At 57.6% G+C, this 23,997-nt stretch carries 15 protein-coding genes, 4 tRNA genes and 2 pseudogenes; 9 read left to right on the top strand and 12 right to left on the bottom strand.

Annotation, left to right across the window (positions count from 1 at the left end):
• Positions 1-18: 18 nt before the first annotated feature.
• Entirely contained in the window at positions 19-2,208 is a 2,190-nt protein-coding gene (locus HWQ14_RS13205) for a TonB-dependent siderophore receptor (protein WP_176609971.1), read from the top strand.
• A gap of 163 nt (positions 2,209-2,371) precedes the next feature.
• Positions 2,372-2,447: transfer RNA gene (locus HWQ14_RS13200), tRNA-Asn, on the top strand.
• A 114-nt stretch (positions 2,448-2,561) separates the two neighbouring features.
• Here the strand turns inward: HWQ14_RS13200 and cbl are convergent.
• Positions 2,562-3,512 carry an HTH-type transcriptional regulator Cbl gene (gene cbl / locus HWQ14_RS13195; protein WP_176609970.1) on the bottom strand — a complete coding sequence of 317 codons (951 nt, stop codon included), beginning with the start codon at positions 3,510-3,512 and terminating at the stop codon, positions 2,562-2,564.
• Positions 3,513-3,608: 96 nt separating this feature from the next.
• A complete protein-coding gene (nac, locus tag HWQ14_RS13190; protein WP_176609969.1) occupies positions 3,609-4,526 on the bottom strand; it encodes a nitrogen assimilation transcriptional regulator NAC in 918 nt (305 codons plus the stop codon).
• Positions 4,527-4,846: 320 nt separating this feature from the next.
• Here nac and HWQ14_RS13185 point away from each other — a divergent pair.
• Positions 4,847-4,922: transfer RNA gene (locus HWQ14_RS13185), tRNA-Asn, on the top strand.
• Positions 4,923-5,000: 78 nt separating this feature from the next.
• Here the strand turns inward: HWQ14_RS13185 and ldtA are convergent.
• The 3 genes from ldtA to HWQ14_RS13170 all read right to left on the bottom strand — a co-directional run bounded on the left by ldtA (position 5,001) and on the right by HWQ14_RS13170 (position 9,132).
• Positions 5,001-5,897: a L,D-transpeptidase gene (ldtA, locus tag HWQ14_RS13180; protein WP_176609968.1), complete on the bottom strand. Its 897-nt coding sequence runs from the start codon at positions 5,895-5,897 to the stop codon at positions 5,001-5,003.
• Between the two features lie 63 nt (positions 5,898-5,960).
• Positions 5,961-8,654, bottom strand: coding sequence for a cation-transporting P-type ATPase (locus tag HWQ14_RS13175; RefSeq protein ID WP_176609967.1), 2,694 nt, complete (start codon positions 8,652-8,654; stop codon positions 5,961-5,963).
• A 46-nt stretch (positions 8,655-8,700) separates the two neighbouring features.
• Complete coding sequence (locus HWQ14_RS13170; protein ID WP_148418192.1) at positions 8,701-9,132, bottom strand: universal stress protein; 432 nt, start codon at positions 9,130-9,132, stop codon at positions 8,701-8,703.
• Between the two features lie 469 nt (positions 9,133-9,601).
• Between HWQ14_RS13170 and HWQ14_RS13165 the strand changes: the two genes are divergently transcribed.
• Genes HWQ14_RS13165 through HWQ14_RS13155 form a run of 3 tightly spaced genes read left to right on the top strand, consistent with a single transcriptional unit; the run spans position 9,602 to position 14,711 of the window.
• Positions 9,602-10,687 (top strand): efflux RND transporter periplasmic adaptor subunit, encoded by a 1,086-nt coding sequence (locus HWQ14_RS13165; RefSeq protein ID WP_176609966.1) that lies wholly within the window; start codon positions 9,602-9,604, stop codon positions 10,685-10,687.
• Positions 10,687-13,749 carry an efflux RND transporter permease subunit gene (locus HWQ14_RS13160; RefSeq protein WP_176609965.1) on the top strand — a complete coding sequence of 1,021 codons (3,063 nt, stop codon included), beginning with the start codon at positions 10,687-10,689 and terminating at the stop codon, positions 13,747-13,749. Before HWQ14_RS13165 ends, HWQ14_RS13160 begins: the two co-directional genes overlap by 1 nt.
• Positions 13,746-14,711, top strand: a complete 966-nt coding sequence (locus HWQ14_RS13155) for an acyltransferase (RefSeq protein ID WP_148418194.1) — start codon at positions 13,746-13,748, stop codon at positions 14,709-14,711. Before HWQ14_RS13160 ends, HWQ14_RS13155 begins: the two co-directional genes overlap by 4 nt.
• On the opposite strand, the pseudogene pagP reads toward HWQ14_RS13155, so the two are convergent.
• Positions 14,708-15,285, bottom strand: a pseudogene (gene pagP, locus HWQ14_RS13150) (lipid IV(A) palmitoyltransferase PagP). The gene HWQ14_RS13155 and the pseudogene pagP sit on opposite strands and share 4 nt — an antisense overlap.
• Before the next feature lie 256 nt (positions 15,286-15,541).
• On the opposite strand from pagP, the gene shiA reads away from it, so the two are divergent.
• Positions 15,542-16,858: a shikimate transporter gene (gene shiA, locus HWQ14_RS13145; RefSeq protein WP_176609964.1), complete on the top strand. Its 1,317-nt coding sequence runs from the start codon at positions 15,542-15,544 to the stop codon at positions 16,856-16,858.
• Between the two features lie 76 nt (positions 16,859-16,934).
• A complete protein-coding gene (locus tag HWQ14_RS13140; RefSeq protein ID WP_148418197.1) occupies positions 16,935-18,389 on the top strand; it encodes an AMP nucleosidase in 1,455 nt (484 codons plus the stop codon).
• Between the two features lie 109 nt (positions 18,390-18,498).
• Here the strand turns inward: HWQ14_RS13140 and HWQ14_RS13135 are convergent.
• Together HWQ14_RS13135 and emmdR are read right to left on the bottom strand one after the other, a co-directional pair.
• Positions 18,499-18,574: transfer RNA gene (locus HWQ14_RS13135), tRNA-Asn, on the bottom strand.
• Positions 18,575-18,677: 103 nt separating this feature from the next.
• Positions 18,678-20,161, bottom strand: a pseudogene (emmdR, locus tag HWQ14_RS13130) (multidrug efflux MATE transporter EmmdR).
• 161 nt (positions 20,162-20,322) lie between these two features.
• Between emmdR and HWQ14_RS13125 the strand changes: the two are divergent.
• Positions 20,323-20,398: transfer RNA gene (locus HWQ14_RS13125), tRNA-Asn, on the top strand.
• A gap of 137 nt (positions 20,399-20,535) precedes the next feature.
• Here HWQ14_RS13125 and HWQ14_RS13120 read toward each other — a convergent pair.
• The 4 genes from HWQ14_RS13120 to dacD form a co-directional block, all read right to left on the bottom strand.
• Positions 20,536-20,871, bottom strand: a complete 336-nt coding sequence (locus tag HWQ14_RS13120; RefSeq protein ID WP_148418199.1) for a DUF496 family protein — start codon at positions 20,869-20,871, stop codon at positions 20,536-20,538.
• Positions 20,872-21,018: 147 nt separating this feature from the next.
• Positions 21,019-22,077, bottom strand: a complete 1,059-nt coding sequence (locus tag HWQ14_RS13115; protein WP_176609962.1) for an FUSC family protein — start codon at positions 22,075-22,077, stop codon at positions 21,019-21,021.
• Between the two features lie 91 nt (positions 22,078-22,168).
• On the bottom strand, positions 22,169-22,642 hold the full coding sequence (sbmC, locus tag HWQ14_RS13110) for a DNA gyrase inhibitor SbmC (protein WP_176609961.1): 474 nt from the start codon (positions 22,640-22,642) through the stop codon (positions 22,169-22,171).
• 118 nt (positions 22,643-22,760) lie between these two features.
• Complete coding sequence (gene dacD, locus HWQ14_RS13105; protein WP_176609960.1) at positions 22,761-23,927, bottom strand: serine-type D-Ala-D-Ala carboxypeptidase DacD; 1,167 nt, start codon at positions 23,925-23,927, stop codon at positions 22,761-22,763.
• Between the last annotated feature and the right edge of the window lie 70 nt (positions 23,928-23,997).

The following is a 23,997-nucleotide window of genomic DNA, read 5'->3' as shown; positions in this document are numbered from 1 at the left end:
TTCAGGATCAACATAACAATGAAACGTTCTCATCTTTGGGTATTAAATCCGTGCCTGCTTGCCATGCTTTCTACCTCTGCGTGGGCGGAAGAACAAAAGGAAGAAGATATTGTGGTTTCCGCCAGCCGCGCGCACCGCAGCGTGGCGGAGATGGCGCAGACGACCTGGGTCATTGAGCGTGCGGAAATTGAGCAGCAGGTTCAGGGCGGGAAAGAGATTAAAGATGTGCTGGCGCAGCTGATCCCCGGCATGGACGTCAGCAGCCAGGGGCGTACCAACTACGGCATGAACCTGCGCGGTCGCTCCATGATGGTGATGGTAGACGGCGTACGCCTGAACTCCTCCCGCAGCGACAGCCGCCAGCTTGACTCTATCGATCCGTTCAACATTGACCGCATCGAGGTTATTTCCGGTGCCACCTCGCTCTACGGCGGCGGCAGCACCGGCGGCCTGGTGAATATCGTCACCAAAAAAGGCCAGCCTGAGACCGAAGTGGAGTTCCAGACCGGTACAAAAAGCGGATTTAACAGCCATAACGATCACGATGAGAACGTCTCCGCCGCGGTGAGCGGCGGTAACGACAACGCCTCTGGCCGTCTGTCGGTCTCCTATCAGCGCTACGGCGGCTGGTACGACGGCAACGGCGACGAGGTGATTATTGATAACACCCAGACCGGCTTGCAGTATTCCGAGCGTATTGACGTGATGGGCACCGGCACCATCAACATTGACGACCATCAGCAGCTCCAGCTAACCACGCAGTACTACAAAAGCGAATCCGACGGGAAGCACGGCCTTTTCCTCGGGGAGAATTTCGCTGCGGTAACGGGCGACGCCAAAGCCTACAACAAAAACAACCTGGACTCTGACCGGATCCCGGGCACAGAGCGTCACCTGATTAACCTGCAATACTCGAACACCGACTTCTGGGGCCAGGATCTGGTCGCGCAGATTTACTATCGCGATGAGAGCCTGACCTACTACCCGTTCCCGACGCTGAGCAAAGGCACGGTGACGAGCATTGGCGCGTCCCAACAGAAAACCGATTTTTACGGCGGCAAGCTGACGCTGAACAGCAAGCCGGTGGACGACCTGACCCTCACCTGGGGCGTGGATGCCGATCACGAAACCTTCGACGCCAACCAGCAGTTCTTTGACCTGAGCAAAGCGGCCGCAAGCGGCGGCATGAAGCTGGACAACGCCTATAACGTGGGCCGTTATCCGGGCTACAGCATTACCAACCTGGCCCCGTTCCTCCAGGCCAGCTATGACATTGACGCCATCACCCTGAGCGGCGGCGTGCGTTACCAGTACACCGAAAATAAGGTGGACGAATTTGTCGGTTACGCCCAGCAGCAGGCTATCGCCACGGGCAAAGCGACCTCGGCAGACGCGGTGCCGGGCGGGAAAACCGATTACAACAACTTCCTGTTCAACGCGGGGATCCTGGGACGCCTGACCGAACGTCAGCAGCTGTGGTTTAACTTCTCCCAGGGCTTTGAAATCCCGGACCTGGCGAAGTACTACGGATCCGGTACCTATCAGCTGGTCGACGGTCACTATCGTCTGCAAAACAGCGTGAACGTGAACGACTCCACGCTGGACGGCATTAAGGTCAACGCTTATGAGCTGGGCTGGCGCTTCACCGGCGATAACCTGCGTACGCAGGTGGCGGCCTACTACTCGCTCTCGGATAAGACCATTACCATCAACAAGAGCGACATGACCATTAACCTGGAAGACGACAAACGCCGTATTTACGGGGTTGAAGGCCAGGTGGATTATTTCTTCACCGACAGCGACTGGAGCACCGGGGCGAACTTTAACGCCATTAAGTCCGAGACGCGCGAAAACGGGAAATGGGAGAAGCTGACGGTAGACAGCGCCAGCCCGTCGAAGGCCAGCGCGTGGGTTAACTGGGCGCCGGGCGACTGGGCGCTGCGCGTGCAGAGCACGCAAACCTTTGACGTGTCCGATGCCGACGGCAAGAAGATCGATGGCTATAACACCGTTGATTTCCTGGGCAGCTATGCCCTGCCGGTGGGTAAAGTCAGCTTCAGCGTGGAAAACCTGCTGGACAAAGACTACACCACCGCCTGGGGCCAGCGCGCACCGGGGCTGTATAGCCCAACCTACGGCGCACCGGGCCTTTATACCTATAAAGGCCGTGGACGTACCTTTGGTCTGAACTACTCCGTCCTGTTCTGATCCTTCGCGCCGCCTGCGGGCGGCGCAGCCTGCTGTGCAATTTGAAAGCAAATTTGCTATTAAATCATCGGTTTGCTGAAATTGTCGGCAAACGAACAAAAACGCCGTTTTCCCCTTTGACAAGGCGCACGCAGGTCGATAATATTCGCCTCGTTCACACGATTCCTCTGTAGTTCAGTCGGTAGAACGGCGGACTGTTAATCCGTATGTCACTGGTTCGAGTCCAGTCAGAGGAGCCAAATTTGAAAAGCCTGCTTTTAAAGCAGGCTTTTTGCTTTTCTGCATTCGGTTAATTTGCCAGATGACGGCTATGCCCTACCCGGCCAGCAAACTCTCTGACTGCGCGCGGAAATTTAAATCTGATAATCAATCGCCACTTCTTCCGGCTCCATCACCTGACGTTTGATCTCGTCTACCGAGAGCCCGGCGTTGCACAACTCAATAAATCGCCACACGTAGTTGCGCTGGAGCTGCCCGCGCTTCAGGCCCAGCCAGACGGTATTCGCGTCGAACAGATGGCGCGTGTCCAGACGCACCAGGTTCCCGGCTTCACGCTCGCCGCCGGACTGTTCCGCCACCAGGCCAATCCCCAGCCCTAACTCGACGTAGGTTTTGATCACGTCGGAATCCTGCGCGCTCAGCACCACGTCCGGCGTGAGCCCTTTACGCTTGAACGCCTCATCAATGCGCGAGCGGCCGGTTATGCCCTGCCGGTAGGTGATGAGCGGCCATTTACCGATCTCTTCCAGCGTCAGCGGCGAAACCTGGTTCAGCGGGTGATCGTCAGGCAACAGCAGGCTGTGATGCCAGCGGAACCACGGGAAAGCCACCAGCAGCGGGTCGTTGCTCAGCCGTTCACTGGCAATGCCGATATCGGCCCCACCGTTATGCAGCAGCACTTCGATTTCCTGCGGCGTGCCCTGGATCAGCTCGAGACGGACGTCCGGGAAGATCTCACAAAAGGCTTTGATCACCGTCGGGAGGCTGTAGCGCGCCTGCGTATGGGTGGTGGCGATGGTCAGCACGCCGGAGGCATCGCTGGTAAAGAGATCCGCCAGCCGGCGCACGTTGCTGGCCTCGTTGAGTATGCGCTCGGCGATGGTCAGCAGCGCCTTGCCGGGCTCCGTCATGCCGAGCAGGCGCTTGCCGCGGCGGATGAAGATCTCAATGCCTAACTCCTCTTCCAGCTCGCGGATGTGTCGGCTGACGCCCGACTGGGAGGTGTAAAGCATGTTGGCGACTTCGGTCAGGTTGTAATCCCGCCTGGCCGCCTCACGAATAATTTTAAGCTGCTGGAAATTCACGATTCACTCCGGCGCATCTGACATAACGCTATTGTTAGAGTCAGCCGGGCTGTAAAACAAATAATAAAAACCAGCATCTTATGCTTATCAGGAATATCAGCTGACGAGCTGCAGCTCTCGATTTTCCAGCGATGGCTTGCTGACCAGAGACATCAGGATCTCTTTCACCGCCTGCGCCTGCGGAGAAAGCGAACCGCGCGCGGACATGTTCAGGGACAGCGGCAGGCTCATGGACGGCGTGGTGATGCGGGCCATCCAGCCGTTCGCCGCGCTGCACAGCGAACGTGCGGCGGACTCGGGCAGTACCGTCACGCCCATCCCGCTGGCAATGGCGGCAGTCAGCGTGGAGATGGAATCAATCTCACCGATAATTTTCGCCGTGAGGCGGCGCAGCGAGAACGCTTCATCGACGCGCACGCGCACCGCGCTGTAGTCACGCGGCAGGAACAGGTTCATCTCCGCCACGGCCGTTAAATCAATGCTCTGCCCCGGGCAGTCACGGGTACCGACCAGATAGAGGTCTTCCTTCAGCAGCGGCTGGCTGGTGATCCCGGCAACCGGTGAGCGATCGTAGAGTACCGCCATGTCCAGCTGGCCGCTGAGCAGTTTGTCATTCAGGACGGCACCGCTGTTCTCATGCAGGTAAACCAGCACTTCCGGCAGCTCTGCGCGCACCGCCTGAAGCAGCGGCATGGTGACGGACGATGCGGCCGTACCCGGTGCCAGCCCGATGGAGACATGCCCGCTCAGGGTCTGACCAACGTTGTGAACGGCCAGCTGCGCCTGTTCACACTGGCGCAGGATGGTGCGGGCGTGGGTATATAAAATTTTACCTGCTTCAGTAGGCGTTACGCCGCGCTTGGTGCGGATCAACAGCTGCTGGTTCAATTCGCCTTCCAGAGTCGCGACCTGCTGGCTCAGCGCAGGCTGCGCGATGTGCAGCACTTCAGCTGCCTGCGTCAGGCTGCCGATATCGACGATTTTTACGAAGTATTTCAGTCGTCTTAAGTTCATGTTGCCCCCTGTTCGAAAATACCGTGCCGCTAACGGCTGTGTTGTTGAACAGGTTTTGCAATATGAATGCCAGTTTTTGCAGATGGTCCGATATCGTCGCTAAGCGGCTGAAAATAAGGAAAGCCAATCGCTGAAGCCCTTTTTCAGGCGCAGGCAACGGTTTCCGATCTGCCCCATTCGGGGTATATCTGCACAAAAATGGTGCATTACGTTGGCAAAATCGTCACTTTGCTGTTTTTGTCAGCAAACGATCGAAAGACGGCGATCCATCCTTTGACAAGGCGTACGCGGGTCGATAATATGCGCCCCGTTCACACGATTCCTCTGTAGTTCAGTCGGTAGAACGGCGGACTGTTAATCCGTATGTCACTGGTTCGAGTCCAGTCAGAGGAGCCAAATTTGAAAAGCCTGCTTTTAAAGCAGGCTTTTTGCTTTTCTGCATTTGCGCTGTCGCAGCCGCCCGTCGAACTATCCTCACATGCCGATCTTCACCGGCATCCCCGACCGCCGCTCCAGTTCGGCCTGCGCGCCATCGCTAACGAGCTGCGCCCGCAGCGCGGCGGTTATGGGCAGCGGAACCTTATTCGTGGACTCATATTCGGCGCGATTGCGCGAAAGCGGCTCGTGCACTTCTACCCAGCGGCTACCGTCCGGCTCCGTGGTGACCTTTACGGGCATATCGATAAGCTGTACCCGCGTGCCCACCGGGACGTTATCAAACAGGTATTTGATGTCCTCATTGCGCAGGCGAATGCATCCCTGGCTGACGCGCAGCCCGATGCCGAAATTCGAGTTGGTGCCGTGAATGGCATACAGCCTGCCAATATAGATGGCATACAACCCCATCGGATTATCCGGCCCCGCGGGTACGAACGCGGGCAGGGTTTTGCCCTCTTTCGCGTAAGCGCGACGCGTGTTGGGCGTAGGTGACCAGGTTGGGCCTTCCTGCTTACGCTCCACGGCGGTTACCCAGTTACGCGGCGTTTCGCGTCCGGCCTGGCCGATGCCGACAGGCAGCACCTCCACCGTGTTGCCGTCGGGTGGATAATAGTAAAGGCGCATTTCCGCCACGTTCACCACGATCCCCTCACGCACCGTTGGCGGCAGAATCAGCTGCTGCGGCACCACCAGCCGCGTTCCGGCTCGGGGCAAAAACGGATCGACCCCGGGGTTAGCTTCCAGCATATTGCTCAGCCCCTGCCCGTGCTGCGCCGCGAAGGCTTCGAGCGGCAGGGTATTGCCCTCGGGCACGGTAACGGTGACGGGTGCCCCCACCAGCCGGCTTCCTTCTGGGGGGAGCGGATAGGTTACGGCAAACGCCGCGGGCGCCAGGGAACAAAGCGTAAAAACGAACGAGGCAAATCGAATCATAATGTTCTGTGCTCGGTTAAAAGAGAAAGCCTGCCGGTGGGCAGGCTTATCTTACTTGCATAGCTATGCTTTTGGCGTGCGCCACTTCCGGGTAAGGACTTTTTCCGCTTCGACAATCATGAACATCGCAAACCCAATCAGGAAGGTAATGATCCAGTAGCGGAACGGCAGCGCTTCGGTACCGAACAGCATCTGCATAAACGGTGCATAGACGATCAGAAGCTGAAGCATCAGCAGCACGCCGCTGACAATCCATATTCCCTTATTGGCCAGCAGACCTTTGCTCAGGGAGAAACCGTCGGTGACGCGGCAGTTGAGCATGTAGAACCACTGGGCCGTCACCAGCATTTGCAGCAGCACGGTGCGGATGAATTCCGGCGAATAACCGCGCGGCTGCAGCCAGGCCTCCAGCACAAAGGCGCTGATGGCAATCATCAGGCCGACAAACGCCACCCGCCAGATGGCGAAACCGTCCATGACGTGCAGATTCGACTTCCGCGGCGGCCGGTGCATGATGTCCTTCTCGCCGGCTTCAAACGCCAGGCCAAACGACAGCGTTGCCGACGTCGCCATGTTCATCCAGAGGATCAGCACGGGCGTTAAGGGGATCAGGTTCCCCGCCAGCAGGGCAATAATGATCAGCAACGCCTGGGCGATGTTGCTTGGGATCACAAACAGAATGGTCTTCTTCAGGTTGTCGTAGACCCGACGCCCCTCGTGCACCGCCCTGGCGATGGTGGCGAAGTTATCATCCGTTAGCACCATGTCGGCGGCTTCTTTGGTGACTTCAGTTCCTTTGATGCCCATTGCGATGCCGACATCCGCCCGCTTCAGCGCCGGAGCATCGTTCACGCCGTCCCCGGTCATCCCCACCACTTCCTGCTTACTTTGCAGCGCCTGCACCAGGCGGAATTTATCTTCCGGGCTGGTGCGCGCAAAAATATCGTATTTCTGCGCCGCCTCGCTCAGCTGCTGGTCGTCCATGGCCTCCAGCTCGCGTCCCGTGATGGCGCTCGCGGCGTTACCGATGCCCAGCATCTGGCCAATACTCATTGCCGTTTGCGGATGATCGCCGGTAATCATCTTCACGCGAATCCCCGCCTGCAGGCAGTCGGCAATGGCCGTAATGGCCTCCGGACGCGGCGGATCCATCATGCCGGCGATACCGAGCAGAATAACGCCCTCCTGCAAATCCGCATGCTCCAGCTCGCGCTGGCCGCTGGCGGCAGGTTTCCAGGCCGCCGCCACCATGCGCAGCCCTTCACGGGCATACGCTTCAATTTTCTCTTCCCAGTAGGGCTGATTGAACGGCTCCAGCCCGCGGTTCGTCTGCTGCTGCTGGCAAAGGCGGAAAAGCACGTCCGGCGCGCCGGTGATCAGTATCACCTCTTCGTCGCCAAGACGATACAGGGTGGACATGTACTTGTACTGCGAATCAAAGGGGATTTTACCGCGCAGCTCAGAATCGACGGCAGGCAGCGGGATTTTCGCCGCCAGCACCTTCAGCGCACCCTCGGTCGGGCCGCCCGTGATTTTCCACAGCCCCTGCTCATCTTTGATCAGCTGGCTGTCATTACAGAGATCGACGGTGCGGAGATAGCGCTCCAGCACCGAGCCCCGGGCCACGCTCGCTGGCGTCGGGTCGTCAACAGGGTGAATATTCCCCACCGGCTCGTAGCTGTCCCCCTCCACGCGATAGGTGATGTCCGCGGTGATGACCGCTTTTACCGTCATTTCGTTCATCGTCAGGGTGCCGGTTTTGTCCGAGCAGATGACCGTCATCGCCCCCAGCGTTTCCACGGTGGGCAGCTTGCGAATAATCGCCTTGCGCCGCGCCATCGCCTGAACGCCCAGCGAGAGGATAATCGAGATAATGGCCGGTAATCCTTCCGGCACCGCCGCCACCGCCAGGCTTATCAACGACAGCACCAGCTCTGAAACGGGCATATCCCTGAAGATGAGGCTGAAAACAAACAGCGCCACCATCATCACCAGAATGGTGATGAAAATGGTCTTGCCGAGCCTGTCCATTTGCACCATCAGCGGGGTACGGTGCTTTTCGATGTCCGACATCATCTGGTTGATGTGGCCGAGCTCGGTCTCGCCGCCGGTCGCCACCACCAGCCCTTTCCCCCCGCCGGAGCTGACCGTGGTGCCGGAATAAAGCAGATTGTAACGGTCGCCTAACGGCAGTTCGCCGCTGAGCGCATCGCTGCTTTTCTCCACGACGGTGGATTCGCCGGTGAGGATAGCCTCTTCTACCCGCAGGTTGTGGGCCTCTATCACGCGAAGGTCGGCGGGAATGCGGTCCCCGGCGCGTATTACCACAACGTCTCCCGGCACCAGCGCCGTGGTGGGAATGGTTTCATGGCTGCCCTGCCTGATGACCACCGCCTCGCTGGAGAGCATATTGCGAATGCTTTGCAGCGATTTCTCCGCGTTGCTCTCCTGAATATGGCCGATCAGGGCGTTAATGACGGCGACCCCGAGAATGACAAACATATCTACCCAGTGTCCCATTATCAGCTTCAGCAGCGCCGCCGCCAGCAGAACATAAATAAGGACATCGTTAAAATGAGCTAAAAAGCGCAGCCAGCCGGGTTTACCCGCTTTTTGCGGCAGCGCGTTTTCACCGTATTGTTCCAGCCTGGCGGTGGCTTCCGTACGGCTAAGTCCGTCGGGGCTGGATTGTATATTTGTCAGGGTTTCTTCAACGGTCTGTTGATAATACGGACGGTGAGGTTTTTCTGTTTTCATCGTTCCTTCCTCGGGTTCTTTTCAGAAATCACCTTGCTTCACGCCATTAACGAATAACGAAAACAGGAACATGCGCGTAACGAACGATACTCGCCGCCTCAGATCCTAATAAGTGGGTTTGAATATTAGGATTGCGCGACCCCACAATTATCGCTCCGGCGTTAAGTTCATCCGCCAGCTTTATTACCTCATCACGAATATTTCCGCTGCGAACGTGGAGATGGACGTGGGCTTCCGGCAGGTTGACTTTTTTTACCAGCGCGGCAAGCTTTTCTTTAGCGTTATTAATCATATATTCATCCATCTTTCTTGCATCTGCAATAAAGCCGCGCGTCAGTTCAGCGGAAAACTTTGGCATAACGTGCAGCAGGTGGATTTCACCCGACGCGCTTTGCGCCAGGAACTGAGCGTGCTGAAGCGCTTTGTCAGAGAGGGTTGTCTCATAGACGTCCACCGGAACCAGAATATTTTTATACATACCGAGCATCCTTTTTATGACCAACACGACGGTGTGTGAACCAGGAGAGATCGCATAACGCGCAGGGGTATACGCGTGAATGACGTTTAGAGAAAAAAGGGATGAATGCTATTAAACGTAGCACAGGAATATCAGGATGTTATTCAAAGCGAACCAGCTTTTGTTACTAACGTTCAGCCCGAAGGCGACACGCCGCTAATAATGGTTATTTAACATTTATTTATTCACCGACTATGCTCATAGTCAGGCACGCAACGCGCTCACTGATATTTATCCCGCGCCACCTTCCACCTCATGGAGGAATGCATGTACGGTTTAAGCCTGATTCGACTTGGTTTGTTTATCGCGCTTGCCATTATCGCCAGCACGGCAATCGGCTTATTTACCTATGCGGTCGTCTCGGCCCTGGCAGAATAATGCCGCCTCAGCATTGATGGCGAAATAAAATAATTATTTTCAGGGGTATACCGTGAAACGTTACGTCTCTTTTCTGCCCGTCGCGTTACTGCTGCTGACGGCGTGCGACTCCAGACCCGATCCCGCCGCTCCCCTGCCCAAAATGGTAAAGGTCGCGGAGGTGGCTGAAGCCGGCAGCGCGCAGCAGCGGGTTTTCCCCGCCCGCATTGAATCCGGCGACGCCACGGATCTGGCCTTCAAGCGTCCCGGGCAGATTGAGGCGCTCGATATTCGCCAGGGCGCCGTCATCAGGCAGGGGCAACCGCTCGCCAGGCTCAACGCCCGCGAGGCGCAGCAGCGCCTGAACGACAGGCAAACGGCGGCGACGCTGGCCCAGCGGCAGTTCGACCGCTTCCAGACGCTGGCGGGACGCCAGGCCATTTCGAAGGCCGAGATGGACGTTCAGCGCGCGCAGCGCGACTCCGCAAACGCCGCGCTACAGATTGCCCGCGAAGAATTAAGCCAGATGACGCTCGTCGCCCCCTTTAGCGGGACTGCGGCCAGCGTGCACGTGCGAAACCATCAGGTCGTTTCAGCAGGCCAGCCCGTCGTCACGCTGACCCGCACGGACACGCTGGACGTGGTGTTCAGCATTCCTGAGAATCTGTTCAGAACCTTCGATATCCGCAATATGCAGTATCGCCCGGTCGTGAGGATTAACGCCCTGCCCGACCGCGAATTTACCGCTGTCTACAAAGAGCACTCGGGCAGCAGCGACAGCAATACCCTGACCTGGCAGGTAATTTTAACCATGCCCCGGCCGGACGATTTTCCCGCCGTGGGGGGCGTCAGCGGGACGGTCACCGTCAATCTAACCAACCTTCCCGCGGGGGTGGGCACTCAGGCGCTGGTGGTGCCGGTTGAGGCGGTCTTTAACCCCGATAACAGCCCGCGCAATGAGCCGCACGTCTGGGTGGTCAAGGGTGAGGGCGATGCGTTGCACCTGGAAGATCGCAAGGTCAGCGTGGGCCAGGTCAGCACCGAGGGAGTGGTGATCACGCGCGGACTTCATGCCGGCGAGCGCGTGGTGGCCGCGGGCGTGGGGGAATTGCATGCCAACCAGCCGGTTCGCATCTGGACGCGTGAACGGGGACTGTAATGGATATCACTCGTCAGTTTATCAACAACCCGGTTCGCGTCTGGCTGACTATTCTGCTGCTGGGCGTTGGCGGCGTGTTTGCCCTGCTGAATATCGGCAGGCTGGAAGATCCCGCATTTACCATCAAAACGGCGGTGGTGGTCACCCACTACCCGGGCGCGTCGGCGCAGCAGGTTGAGGAAGAGGTCACCCTGCCGCTGGAAAACGCGCTTCAGCAGCTACCGTACCTGGATAACGTCAGCTCCATCTCCTCCAGCGGCCTGTCGCAAATCACCATTAACATCGCGTCGCGCTACCATTCAAACGACCTGCCGCAGATCTGGGATGAACTGCGCCGCCGCGTGGGGGATGCCGCGCGCCAGTTTCCGCCGGGCGTGGTGACCCCGTTTGTGAATGACGATTTTGGCGACGTGTTCGGCTTTTTCTTTGCCATTTCCGGCGATGAGTTTAGCAATCCTGAACTGGTGCGCTATGCCGAGCAGCTGCGCCGGGAGCTGGTCCTGGTGCCGGGCGTCGGTAAGGTTGCCATCGGCGGGGCCATCAGCCAGCAGATCAACGTGGATATTTCTCTGAGCAAAATGGCCGCGCGCGGAATCACGCTAAACCAGCTCTCCGCGCTGCTGGGCAGGCTGAACGTGGTCTCCAGCGCGGGGGACATTCCCGCCGGGACCGAGTCGATCCGCCTGCATCCTACCGGTGAGTTCGAGAATATTGACGAGCTTGCCGATCTCATCATCTCCCCGTCCGGCACCGGGGCGACTACCCGCCTGCGGGATATCGCCACCCTGTCGCGCGGGCTGAATGCCTCACCGCCCGGCATCTACCATGCCAACGGCAGAAAGGCCGTCACCATGGGCGTCTCTTTTATCCCCGGCGTGAATGTGATCGACGTGGGGCATGCGCTGGAGGTGAAGCTTCAGCAGATGTCCGCTGAAAAACCGGCGGGGATCCATATCGACCTGTTTTACGATCAGGCAGCGGAAGTGGGCCATTCCGTGAACGGGTTTATCGTTAATTTCCTGATGGCGCTGGCAATCGTCGTCGGCGTGCTGCTGATTTTTATGGGCCTGCGCAGCGGGATTATTATCGCCTTCTCCCTCGCGCTCAACGTGCTGGGTACGCTGCTATTCATGTATCTCTGGGGAATTGAACTACAGCGCATTTCCCTGGGGGCGCTGATCATCGCCCTCAGTATGCTGGTGGACAACGCCATCGTGATTGTCGAAGGGGTACTTATTGCCCGGCAGCAGGGTTCGCCCCTGTACGGGGCCATTAATCACATTATCCGCCGCTCTGCCCTGCCGCTGCTGGGCGCGACGGTGATCGCTATTCTGGCCTTTGCGCCCGTAGGGCTGTCGCAGGACTCCACCGGCGAGTACTGTAAATCGCTGTTTCAGGTGCTGCTGATTTCGCTCATGCTGAGCTGGTTCTCAGCCCTCACCATTACGCCGGTGCTGATTAAGTGGTGGCTGTTTAAGCATGACGCAGGGCCGCCGAAGGCAGACGAAACGGATCCTTACGACAAACGCATCTATCGGCTCTATCAGGGCTTGCTGAGCGCGCTACTGCGGCGTAAGGCACCGACGCTGATCGTCATGGCCGCCCTGCTGGCCGCTGCGGTCTGGGGCTTTGGTTCGGTCCGCCAGAACTTCTTTCCCTCCTCCAGTACGCCGATTTTCTTTGTCGACCTCTGGCTTCCTTACGGAACCGACATCAAATGGACCGAGAAGATGACCGGGGATATCGAGAAAACCATTAACGGCCAGCCCGGCGTGGAGACCACGGTCTCAACGATTGGTCAGGGAAGTATGCGTTTTATTCTGACCTACAGCGGGCAGCGCCAGTACAGCAACTACGCGCAAATCATGGTGCGGATGGACGATCGGCGTACTATTCCGGCGCTGGCACGCCACGTGTATGAGTACATTGCCCGCCACTACCCGCAGGTTAACGCCAGCACGAAGCGGGTAATGTTTGGCCCCTCCGGCGACAGCGCCATTGAGGTGCGCATCAAAGGGCCCGATCCTGACAGGCTGCGCCTGATAGCCAGCCAGGTGGATGATATCCTCGCGCGCGATCCGGCCACCGACAGCGTAAGGAACGACTGGCAAAACCGCAGCAAGGTGATCCGTCCCCAGTACGTTGCCGCGCTCGGCCGCGAGCTTGGCGTGGATAAGCAGGACGTCGATAACGCCCTGGAGATGAATTTCTCCGGCAGCCGGGCGGGACTGTACCGGGAAGGGAGCGACCTGTTACCCGTGGTGGTGCGCCCCCCGGAAAGCGAGCGGCTGGACGCCAATCACCTGAACAACGTGCTGGTCTGGAGCCAGACCCGGCAGCAGTATATTCCGCTGAGTAACGTCGTCAGCAGCTTCTCGCTGGAGTGGGAAGACCCGCTGATCCTGCGTCGCGACCGCTCGCGGGTGCTGACCGTGCAGACCGACCCCGACCCGCTGAGCCAGCAGACCTCCGGCGATATTCTCGCCCGCGTGAAGCCGCACGTTGATGCGCTTCCCCTGCCCCACGGCTACAGCATCGAGTGGGGCGGAGATGCAGAAAACTCCAGCGAAGCGCAGCAGGGCCTGTTCACCACGCTGCCGCTGGGGTATCTGGTGATGTTTGCCATCACGGTTCTGATGTTCAGTTCGCTGAAAAACGCCGTTGCCATCTGGCTGACCGTACCGCTGGCGCTGATCGGCGTCACGCCGGGATTCTTGATCACCGGTATTCCGTTTGGCTTTATGGCGCTGATAGGCCTGCTGAGCCTGAGCGGGATGCTGATCCGCAACGGCATTGTGCTGGTGGAAGAGATCGAGCAGCAAAAAGCGCATAAGGATCAGCACGACGCGATCGTCTGTGCCGCCACCTCGCGCCTGCGCCCTATCCTGCTGACCGCCTTTACCACCGTGCTTGGCCTCGCACCCCTGCTGCTGGATGTGTTCTTCCAGAGCATGGCCGTTGTGATTATGTTTGGACTTGGGTTTGCTACAATCCTTACGCTTTTGGTACTCCCGGTAATTTATGCGTGTTTTCATCGTAAGGACAAAGCTGAACAACAATGAATGCGACAGGGCTGAACATCATCAAGACGCTGGGCTGTATGACGGCGGTAACCTTTTTCACCATCTACAACACCTGGGATCGTTATGATTATGACTACCACTGGATCCTGGGCTTTTTAACGTTTATTTCGACCATCGCCACGCCGCTGTTTTTTGTGGTTGCAGGTTATCTGGACGGGCAATCCCGTCACGGCACAAGCTGGCAGCTTAATAAGATCAAAAGCCTTGTTATCGTCTTTCTGTTCTGGATAACCATCTACTACCTGTGGGAGCCCTATCAGCGCGGCTATCTGATCCAGCCCTGGTTCGTGTTCGCGTTTGTCGTGATTTACACGTTTCATCCGGCGGTGGAGTGGCTCAGCCAGCGGCGCAGGCTGTTTTGCGGGGTGATTGCCGGCCTGCTGCTTTTCTCGTACGGGTACGATTTGCTGTCAGCGCTCTATCCTGAGGCCCATATCTTTTCGCTGTCGCCCCAGTACCGCCTGTGGACGTGGCTGCTGTTTTATCTGACGGGGCAGCTTTTTTGCGATCCGCAAATCGCAGCGTGGATCGGCCGCAAAAGCGTGGTCAGGGCAGCGGTAATTGCCATTCCGTTTATCTATCTCTTCACGTGGTTTTACGAGCGGCACTTCTTTTTCGCGCTGTTTAAAGCCGACAGGAACGCCTTTATTCTCACCGGATCGCAAATCTACATTCTGATCATCGCGCTGGTGATTGCGGCAAATGGCGTACGCTTTCGCCGCAATGCGGAGTTTAAGGAGTCCGTGCTGGCCGCCATCAGCAAAACGATGACCGGGGTATATATTATGCACTACTCGGTGTTTCACCTGCTGACGGCTCTTATTCCGGTGACCTCGCTGAGCATCAAGCTTGCCCTGATCGTGCTCACCTTTATAACGTCGGTCCTGTTTTCTCTGCTGATCCTTTCCAACGCGGTGGCTAAAAAAGTGATCACCCTTTAAAAGCCCAGCCGCAGCCAGGCAAACAGCACGTTGCCGTTGTTGTAGGTTCCGGGAATATAGGTGAACTGAACGGTAACGCGCTTGTACCCGGCGGAGAAAAGGGGAAAGATAAACGGAAGCGGTACATAGTTAGCAAAGTCGTCGCGGGCCGTGATGCCCGCCGCGGCGCCCAGCCCCAGGCGAAAATCTTTCGCGTTATCGAGATACCACCCTTTTTCCCAGCCGTAGCCCATCGCGGGCTGCCACTCGCTGTGGGAATCTTTAAACATCATGGCAAAGAGCGCGCTCCAGTTGCCCTCGTCGCTGTAGCGAGAAATGCCCAGCCCCCCCCGCCCCACGGCATTTCGTTGTAATTGTCCGTTTTTTCTTTATCGTACATAAAGCGAGCGTGCCAGCTCAGAAACGGCAGATAGAGATCGTAACGATCCGGCTGCTCCCAGGTCTGAGAAATATCGTCCGTCAGCGCGTCCCACCAGCGGTGAATGCGCTGCTCGCCATAAACTTTAGGCTCCGCATGCAGCGGCGAAACCACTAAAAACAGAACGACCCAGAGTGCAGGAAAGAGGCGTTGCATGGTTATTCCCTCAGCTTACGTCACGTTGCGATCGTTATTACTGTAAACCATCCAGACCTAACCGGAGCCAAACAGGCTGATTTATGTTGGGGCGGGGTAAGATGAAATATATTTATTTAGCGCTTTCAGGAAAGATAAAAACGTTTTCTCAGGCCGCCTGTCGCGGTAGTCTCATACGTTCCGTCACTACGACGGCCGCAGTGTGAGTGACCTTTTCTTATACCAATAATTAAAAATCAGTACGGACAGGACAACTATGGACTCAACCCTCATCTCCGCTCGCCCTGACGAGGAGACACCTTCGCTTAACCGCGCCCGCCGCGCCGCTTTAGGGAGCTTCGCAGGCGCCGTCGTCGACTGGTATGACTTTCTGCTCTACGGCATCACCGCCGCGCTGGTGTTCAACCGTGAATTCTTTCCCCAGATCGGCCCCGCCATGGGCACGCTGGCCGCCTTTGCCACCTTCGGCGTCGGCTTCCTGTTTCGCCCTCTCGGCGGGGTGATCTTCGGCCACTTCGGCGACCGCCTGGGCCGCAAGCGCATGCTGATGCTCACCGTATGGATGATGGGCATTGCCACCGCGCTAATTGGCATTTTACCGTCCTTTGACTCCATCGGCTGGTGGGCACCGGTGCTGCTGGTGACGCTGCGCGCCATTCAGGGCTTTGCCGTAGGCGGCGAATGGGGCGGCGCGGCGTTGCTCTCCGTGGAAAGCGCGCCAAAAAACAGGAAAGCCTTTTACAGCAGCGGCGTGCAGGTGGGGTATGGCGTGGGCCTGCTGCTCTCCACCGGGCTGGTGTCGCTGATAAGCCAGCTCACCACCGACGAGCAGTTCCTGAGCTGGGGCTGGCGTATACCGTTTATCTTCAGCATTGTGCTGGTCGTGGTGGCCCTCTGGATCCGCAACGGCATGGAGGAGTCGGCCGAATTTGAACAGCAGCAGCGGGAAAAGCCGGCGGCGAAAAAACGGCTGCCGGTGATGGAAGCGCTGGTGCAGCACCCTGGCGCTTTTCTGAAAATTATCGCCCTGCGCCTGTGTGAACTGTTGACCATGTATATCGTCACCGCTTTTGCCCTGAACTATTCGACGCAAAACCTCGGCCTGCCGCGGGAGCTGTTCCTGAACATTGGCCTGGTGGTCGGCGGAATAAGCTGCCTGACCATCCCCTGCTTCGCCTGGCTCGCCGACCGGTTTGGCCGTCGGCGGGTTTACATTACCGGGGCATTAATCGGCACCCTGAGCGCGTGGCCGTTCTTTATGGCGCTGGAGGCGCAGTCGGTCTTCTGGATCGTCTTCTTCGCCATCATGCTGGCCAATGTCGCCCACGATATGGTGGTGTGCGTGCAGCAACCGATGTTTACCGAGCTGTTCGGCGCAAGCTACCGCTACAGCGGCGCGGGCGTGGGATACCAGGTCGCAAGCGTGGTCGGCGGCGGGTTTACGCCGTTTATCGCCGCCGCGCTGGTGACCTTCTCCGGCGGCGACTGGCACAGCGTGGCGATTTACCTGCTGGCGGGCTGCCTGCTCTCCGCCGCGACCGCCCTGTTTATGAAGGAAACCGCGCGCGGCTGATCTCCTCACTTTTGTTTCACAGGCGTGTGACATACTATCGGGTATCGCCGCACACCTGTGGAACAAGGAGACAAACATGAATAATAAGGGCTCCAGCCTGACCCCGGCTCAGGCGCTGGAAAAACTCGACGCGCTGTATGAACAGTCCGTCAACGCGCTGCGTAACGCCATCGGCGACTATATCGAAACCGGGAAACTTCCCGATGAAAAGGCCAGAACCCAGGGCCTTTTTGTTTATCCATCGCTCTCTGTCACCTGGGACGGCAGCGCCAGCAGTAATCCGAAAACCCGCGCCTATGCCCGCTTCACCCACTCGGGCTGTTACAGCACGACCATCACCCGTCCTGGGCTGTTTCGGCCCTATCTGGAAGAGCAGCTCACGCTGCTGTACCAGGACTACGGCGCGCATATCAGCGTCGAACCGTCCCTGCACGAGATCCCCTATCCCTACGTGATAGACGGCTCGGCGCTGACGCTGGACCGCTCCATGAGCGCGGGGCTGACGCGCCACTTCCCGACGACCGAGCTGTCGCAGATTGGCGATGAAACGGCTGACGGCATCTACCACCCGGCAGAGTTTTCACCGCTGTCGCACTTTGATGCCCGCCGGGTGGATTTCTCGCTGGCGCGCCTGCGCCATTACACCGGCACGCCGGCCGAACACTTCCAGCCGTTCGTGCTGTTTACCAACTACACGCGCTATGTGGACGAATTTGTCCGCTGGGGCTGTAGCCAGATCCTCGACCCGGACAGCCCTTACATCGCCCTCTCCTGCGCGGGCGGGATCTGGATCACCGCCGAAACCGAAGCGCCGGAGGAGGCCATCTCCGACCTGGCGTGGAAAAAGCACCAGATGCCGGCCTGGCACCTGATCACCGCCGACGGCCAGGGCATTACGCTGATTAACATCGGCGTTGGCCCGTCGAATGCGAAAACCATCTGCGACCACCTGGCGGTGCTGCGCCCGGACGTCTGGCTGATGATCGGCCACTGCGGCGGCCTGCGCGAAAGTCAGCTGATTGGCGATTACGTCCTGGCCCACGCCTACCTGCGCGACGACCACGTTCTCGACGCGGTTCTGCCGCCGGACATTCCAATCCCAAGCATCGCCGAAGTGCAGCGCGCCCTGTACGACGCCACGAAAGAGGTGAGCGGTATGCCGGGTGAAGAGGTGAAGCAGCGCCTGCGTACCGGTACGGTCGTCACCACGGATGACCGCAACTGGGAGCTGCGTTATTCCGCCTCCGCGCTGCGCTTCAACCTCAGCCGCGCGGTGGCCATCGACATGGAAAGCGCCACGATAGCAGCGCAGGGCTACCGCTTCCGCGTGCCTTACGGCACGCTGCTGTGCGTGTCCGATAAGCCGCTTCACGGGGAGATCAAGCTGCCGGGTCAGGCGAACCGTTTTTACGAGGGGGCAATTTCTGAACATTTGCAAATCGGTATTCGCGCCATCGATTTGCTGCGCGCGGAAGGCGACAGGCTGCATTCCCGCAAGCTGCGCACCTTCAACGAGCCGCCGTTCCGCTGATTGCAGGGCTTCGCCTTCCCGCCGCTGGGGTAAGGCGAAGCCGCTTCCCGACAGATTTAGCGAACGCAGAAAAGCAAAAAGCCTGCTTTAAAAGCAGGCTTCTTAAATTTGGCTCCTCTGACTGGACTCGAACCAGTGACATACGGATTAACAGTCCGCCGTTCTACCGACTGAACTACAGAGGAATCGTGTGAACGGGGCGCATATTATCGATGCGCCCTGAGGATGTCAAAGGGTGAATGCAGATTTTCAATCGTTTGCCGATTTATTCTCCACTTCGCGCATTTGTCAGGCGTTCGCGGTTTCCGAAACCGCCTGTTCCGTTTTTTTGCGCGGGTATTTCCACAGCCAGCGTCCGCTCACCATACGCCAGTAGAACAGCGCGCCGCGCACGGCCCAGTCAAGGAACATCCCCAGCCAGACGCCGACCACGCCCATGCCCAGCATCACCCCCAGCGTGTAGCCCGCCACGACGCGACAGCCCCACATGCCGAGCATGGACACCCACATGGCGAAGCGGGCGTCGCGCGCCCCTTTCAGCCCGGCAGGCAGCACCCACGAGGCAGCCCAAATCGGCATAAACGCCGCGTTGAGCCAAATCAGCACCTTCACCACCTCTTTTACGTCATTTTCATGCGTGTAGAACGAGGCCATCAGCCCTGCAAACGGCGCGGTTCCCCACGCGATTGCCGTCAGCCCAATGGTTGAAAGCCAGAAGACGTGGCGAAGCTGCCGTTCCGCCTGCCCTATTTGCCCTTTTCCGAGGCGCCTGCCGGTGATGATCGTCGACGCTGACCCCAGCGCGTTACCGGGCAGGTTAATGAGCGAGGCGATGGAGAAGGCAATAAAGTTACCGGCGATAACGTCCGTCCCCATCCCGGCAACAAACATTTGCGTTAACAGCTTCCCGCCGTTGAACAGCACGGATTCAATACTGGCCGGAATACCAATCCCCATCACTTCCCAGATAATGGCGAAGTTAAGCGGACGGAAATAGCTTTTCAGCGTCAGGCGCAGCGATGGCGCGATCCCCGCCATCAGAACGCCGATAATGGCCGCCGCACCGATATAGCGGGAAATGGTCAGCCCTAGCCCCGCGCCGACAAAACCCAGCCCATCCCAGGAGAAGACGCCGTAGATCAAGATAGTGCTGATGATGATGTTCAGGATGTTCATCCCGCCGTTTATCAGCAGCGGAATTTTGGTATTGCCGGCCCCGCGCAGCGCGCCGCTGCCAATCAGCGCAATGGCTGCCGCCGGATAACTCAGCACCGTCATTTCCAGATAGGTGAGCGCCAGCGCCTTCACCTCACCGGTCGCTTCACCCGCCACCACGTCAATGATCTCTTTGCCGTAGTAATGGATAACCGCCGCGAGAACGATCGAAAAGAGCGTCATGATCATCAGCGACTGTCTGGCTGCTTCCCGGGCGCGTTTCGGATCGAGCTTGCCGAGGCTGAACGCAACCACCACCGTCGTCCCGAGATCGATAGCGGCGAAGAACGACATCACAACCATGTTGAAGCTGTCCGCCAGCCCTACCCCGGCCATCGCTTCTTTGCCAAGCCAGCTCACCAGGAAGGTGCTCAGCACCCCCATTAACAGGACGCAGGTATTCTCCAGAAAGATGGGCGCAGCAAGAGGGGTGATTTCACGCCAGAACAGAACTCGATAGCTTTTACGTTTGGCATACCAGGGCGTGCGCATTATCGCCTGGCGTATGGGGGCGGTGACGTTCAAAATGGACCTTAGCGAGAAAGTTGAAACTCCATTTCAAATGATGGGGCAGAAATGCGTATCCTGCAAAGTATTTTCCATAAAATTATGTCTGGATTAGCAACAAAACGACGACAGAATCATCAATCAGTCACTTTTACCTAAGATCAGGTTTGACAAAAGTTTTTTCGCCGCTAAGATAAACCTCCACAACGATTCCTCTGTAGTTCAGTCGGTAGAACGGCGGACTGTTAATCCGTATGTCACTGGTTCGAGTCCAGTCAGAGGAGCCAAATTTAAAAAGCCTGCTTTCGAGCAGGCTTTTTGCTTTTCTGCGTTCGCTAAAACTGTCGGAAGCAACCAGGCCTTACCCGACCACGGAACCGCAGGCCCGGCAGGCGAAGCCGCCACCGGGCAGTAAATTGCGCGATTACTCGGCCTTAGCGTCGACGTTTTTAATTTCGCCCATCACCTTCAGCTTCTTGGAGATGTCGCGACGCTCTTTGGACAGCTCGGCGTTTTTAATGATGTAGTCATCAACGCGATCTTCGTAGTCGCTCTTCATGCTGGCAATGATGCCCTGAATAGCTTCAACGCTCATGCCCGGCTTGATGTAGTCGCTCAGGTTGTCCAGCAGCAGGACACGTTTCTGGTTGTCACGGATCTTCTTCTCAACGTCCTGGATTTCGCGCTGCAGTTTGTTTTTGCGGCGGAACAGGCGGACGAACTCCAGAACATCCTGGAACGAAGGCTTAGTAGTTTCCATTTTTACACCCCTGATAATGTGAGATTCGGATTCGTTAAGGCAACCGTTTTAACAGACAGCGGCTGCGAATGACAATGAGTATATCGTTTAAAACCATCATAACCCTAATTGTTGCTGAATCGAAGCAGCAGGCGTCACATACGCTTTTTATTTGCGCAGTGCCCGGCAGATCAGCTGCGATAACAGCTCCAGCTGCCGCGCCAGCTCCATGCTCAGCCAGACGTAGCCATGGATGGGCGTTTCCGCCACGCTGTCGACATGCCGTTCATTCATCAGCTGTTTCAGCTCGGCGACGATTTCATTCAGGCGCTCGCTGTTGGCCCGAATCGGCTGGGGGTTCCCTTCGTAGAGCGCGTGGGCAATGGTCAGCAGGGTTTGCTGCGTCATCTGCTGCGTCTCTTTCAGCGTATGCGCGTTGAGCACCAGGAAGTGGCTGGGACGGGAAGCCCAGTGGGCATTGATTTGCAGCTCAAGCATGCAGACCAGATTGCGGCTGACCGTCTGAATGGCCTCAAAAATGGCTTTCTGAATGTGCGTTTCTTTGCTTGCGGGAGTAATCAGCCCGCGCATTTTGACCACATCATTGAGGATTTTTTGCAGGTGCTTTTCCAGCCGCGGACGTTCGATCAGGTTTGGAGAAAAACCGGCCTGGTAAACGCGGTTAAACGCGGTGACGTAGCTGGCCATCTGAATGCGCCAGTGCAGGAAAGCGCGCTGCGGCCAGATGCCGGTAAACAGCATGGCGAGCAGCGAGCCGAGAATAACGTCCCCGCTTCGCCATAGTGCGGTAGTCATGTCCCCCGCCGGGGCACCGACCACGACCGCGAGCGTAATGCCAATCAGCAGGGCCTGGTACGGCCTCTTGCCCAGCGCCAGCCAGCCGCAAAGAAACATCGCCACCGCGCACCACAGCAGCATGACCGGGAAGGAAATCAGCTCCAGCTTGAGGGCGATAAGCCCAAGCGCAGAGCCTAAAACGGTGCCGCCAATGCGCTCGAATGCACGCGGGACAACGTTACCCCAAAAGGAGATAGGCCCCATCACCACCACCAGCGTGATCAGCGGCCACGTTCCTTCCGGAATATTCAGCAAACGAACCAGAACGAAGGTCAGAACAAATGCCAGCGCAATGCGGCAACCGTGCACCACGCGATAATGTTTGTATAACCGAATTTCAAAAGGCGTTAATGATTTGTCGGGGCGCACACCCGTCTCCAGCTTCACGGCAAACCACAATTGTACTGTGTTTTCAGCCGGATTGTTTACACCCGGCTGAAAAACCCTGCATTCCGCAGGCTTAACCCACCTTATGCTCTACCGGAACAAACATCTCAATGTCCCAGTAGCCGTCGGCATTGCCATCGTTCAGATAGCGTTCGAAACAGGGCTTTGGCGCAATCTGGAATTTGCTGTCCTCCAGCAGGGAGTTGAAGAACTGATACCACGGGGTGGCGAAGTCATCGTTTTCCACGCGCGCGGTGGCGATGGCATAATCACCGGCAGCAATCTCGGTCATCATTATCCCTTCGCTGTTCTCAGGAATGGTGAAATCGTCCGCTACCGTTACGGCGGTATCGCAGCGGAGTTTTTCTGCCGGCACTTGATCCGGATTATCGTAATATACGGCCACCCACTCCTGCGGCTGGATATGACGTCCGTCTACCCACATGACCAGCTGTTCAAATCCCTGCTTGACCGTTTTCTCCCACGGCCCTACGAGATGAAAGCCTGCGATCGTGCGTTTCTGCTGCTGCCTGATGCTGTAGTCCATGCTGCCTCCGTTTATTACTGTGTATTTATACACTATAAAGCAGAGTAAATATTATCGGCAAACGAGAAGTGTTAATTATGCGAGCAGACTCGCAACGCTGCCAGTCTGCTCGAAAAGGTCAGAATGTATGGTGGAGATAATCACCAAGGCGGGAGAAAACGCCGCCCCTATCAACGTCTTCCAGCGTAACCAGCGGCCAGTGCGCCACCACCTTGTCCCGATCGTACAGCTGGATTTCCCCTACCCGCTGATGCGCGGCAATCGGCGCTTCCAGCTCTTTTTTATCCAGCACGTATTTGGCCTTAATGTTCGGTATTTCCGCTTTCGGTAGCGACAGCCAGAAGTCCCGATCCGTGCCCAGCGCGATCTGTTCTTTGTTACCGTACCAGACGCGCTCGGCGCCCACCTTCTTCCCGTTATGCAGAATCTGCACCGTATCGAAATTCTGCTGTCCCCAGTGCAGCAGCTTGCGTGCCTGATCCTCGCGCCCTTTCGGGCTGTCTGCCCCCATCACAACGGCAATCAGCCGGCGCTGGCCGTCCACCGCAGAAGCAATCAGGTTGAAGCCCGCGCCCGACGTATGCCCGGTCTTCAGGCCGTCGACGTTCATCGTTTTATCCCACAGCAGGCCGTTGCGGTTCTGCTGGGTGATGCCGTTCCAGGTCAGGCTCTTTTCGCTGTACATATGGTAGAACTCTGGTTCACCGTGAATGATGGCCCTCGACAGCACCGCAAGATCGTACGCAGAACTGTGCTGGCCCGGCGCATCCAGACCATGCACGGTTTCGAAGTGGGTATCGCGCAGGTGCAGCTTTTCCACATAGTCGTTCATCAGTTTGACGAACTGCGGCTGACCGCCCGCCACGTGATCGGCCAGCGCCACGCAGGCGTCGTTGCCGGAGTCAACAATCAGGCCGCGGCTGAGATCGCGTACGGAAACCCTGTCGCCCTCTTTGAGAAACATCAGCGATGAGCCGTCAAAGACCGGGTTGCCTTTTGCCCAGGCGTCACGCCCTACCGTCACAATGTCGTCCGGGCTGATGCGGTGGCTGTCAATGGCGCGATCGACAACGTATCCCGTCATCAGCTTGGTCAGACTCGCCGGATTGCGCTGCTGATGTTCGTTGCCCGCCGTTAAGATTTGACCCGTGGTGTAATCCATCAGTACCCACGATCCTGCCTGGATGGCAGGAGGCTGCGGTGAAAAATCCAGCAGATCGGCAGCCAGCGCGGATGAAATACTCGAAGCGAGTAAAGAAACAGCAATAAACAGACGGCGTTTCAACGGTATATCCTCAGGTCATTAAAAATCGATGACCTTTTTACGGGAGTTCTGATGTCGTTACCTGCCTTAA

Origin of the sequence: Enterobacter cloacae (assembly GCF_013375935.1) — a bacterium.
Lineage (GTDB): Bacteria > Pseudomonadota > Gammaproteobacteria > Enterobacterales > Enterobacteriaceae > Enterobacter > Enterobacter pasteurii.
This window is presented reverse-complemented; position numbering and strand designations above follow the sequence as displayed.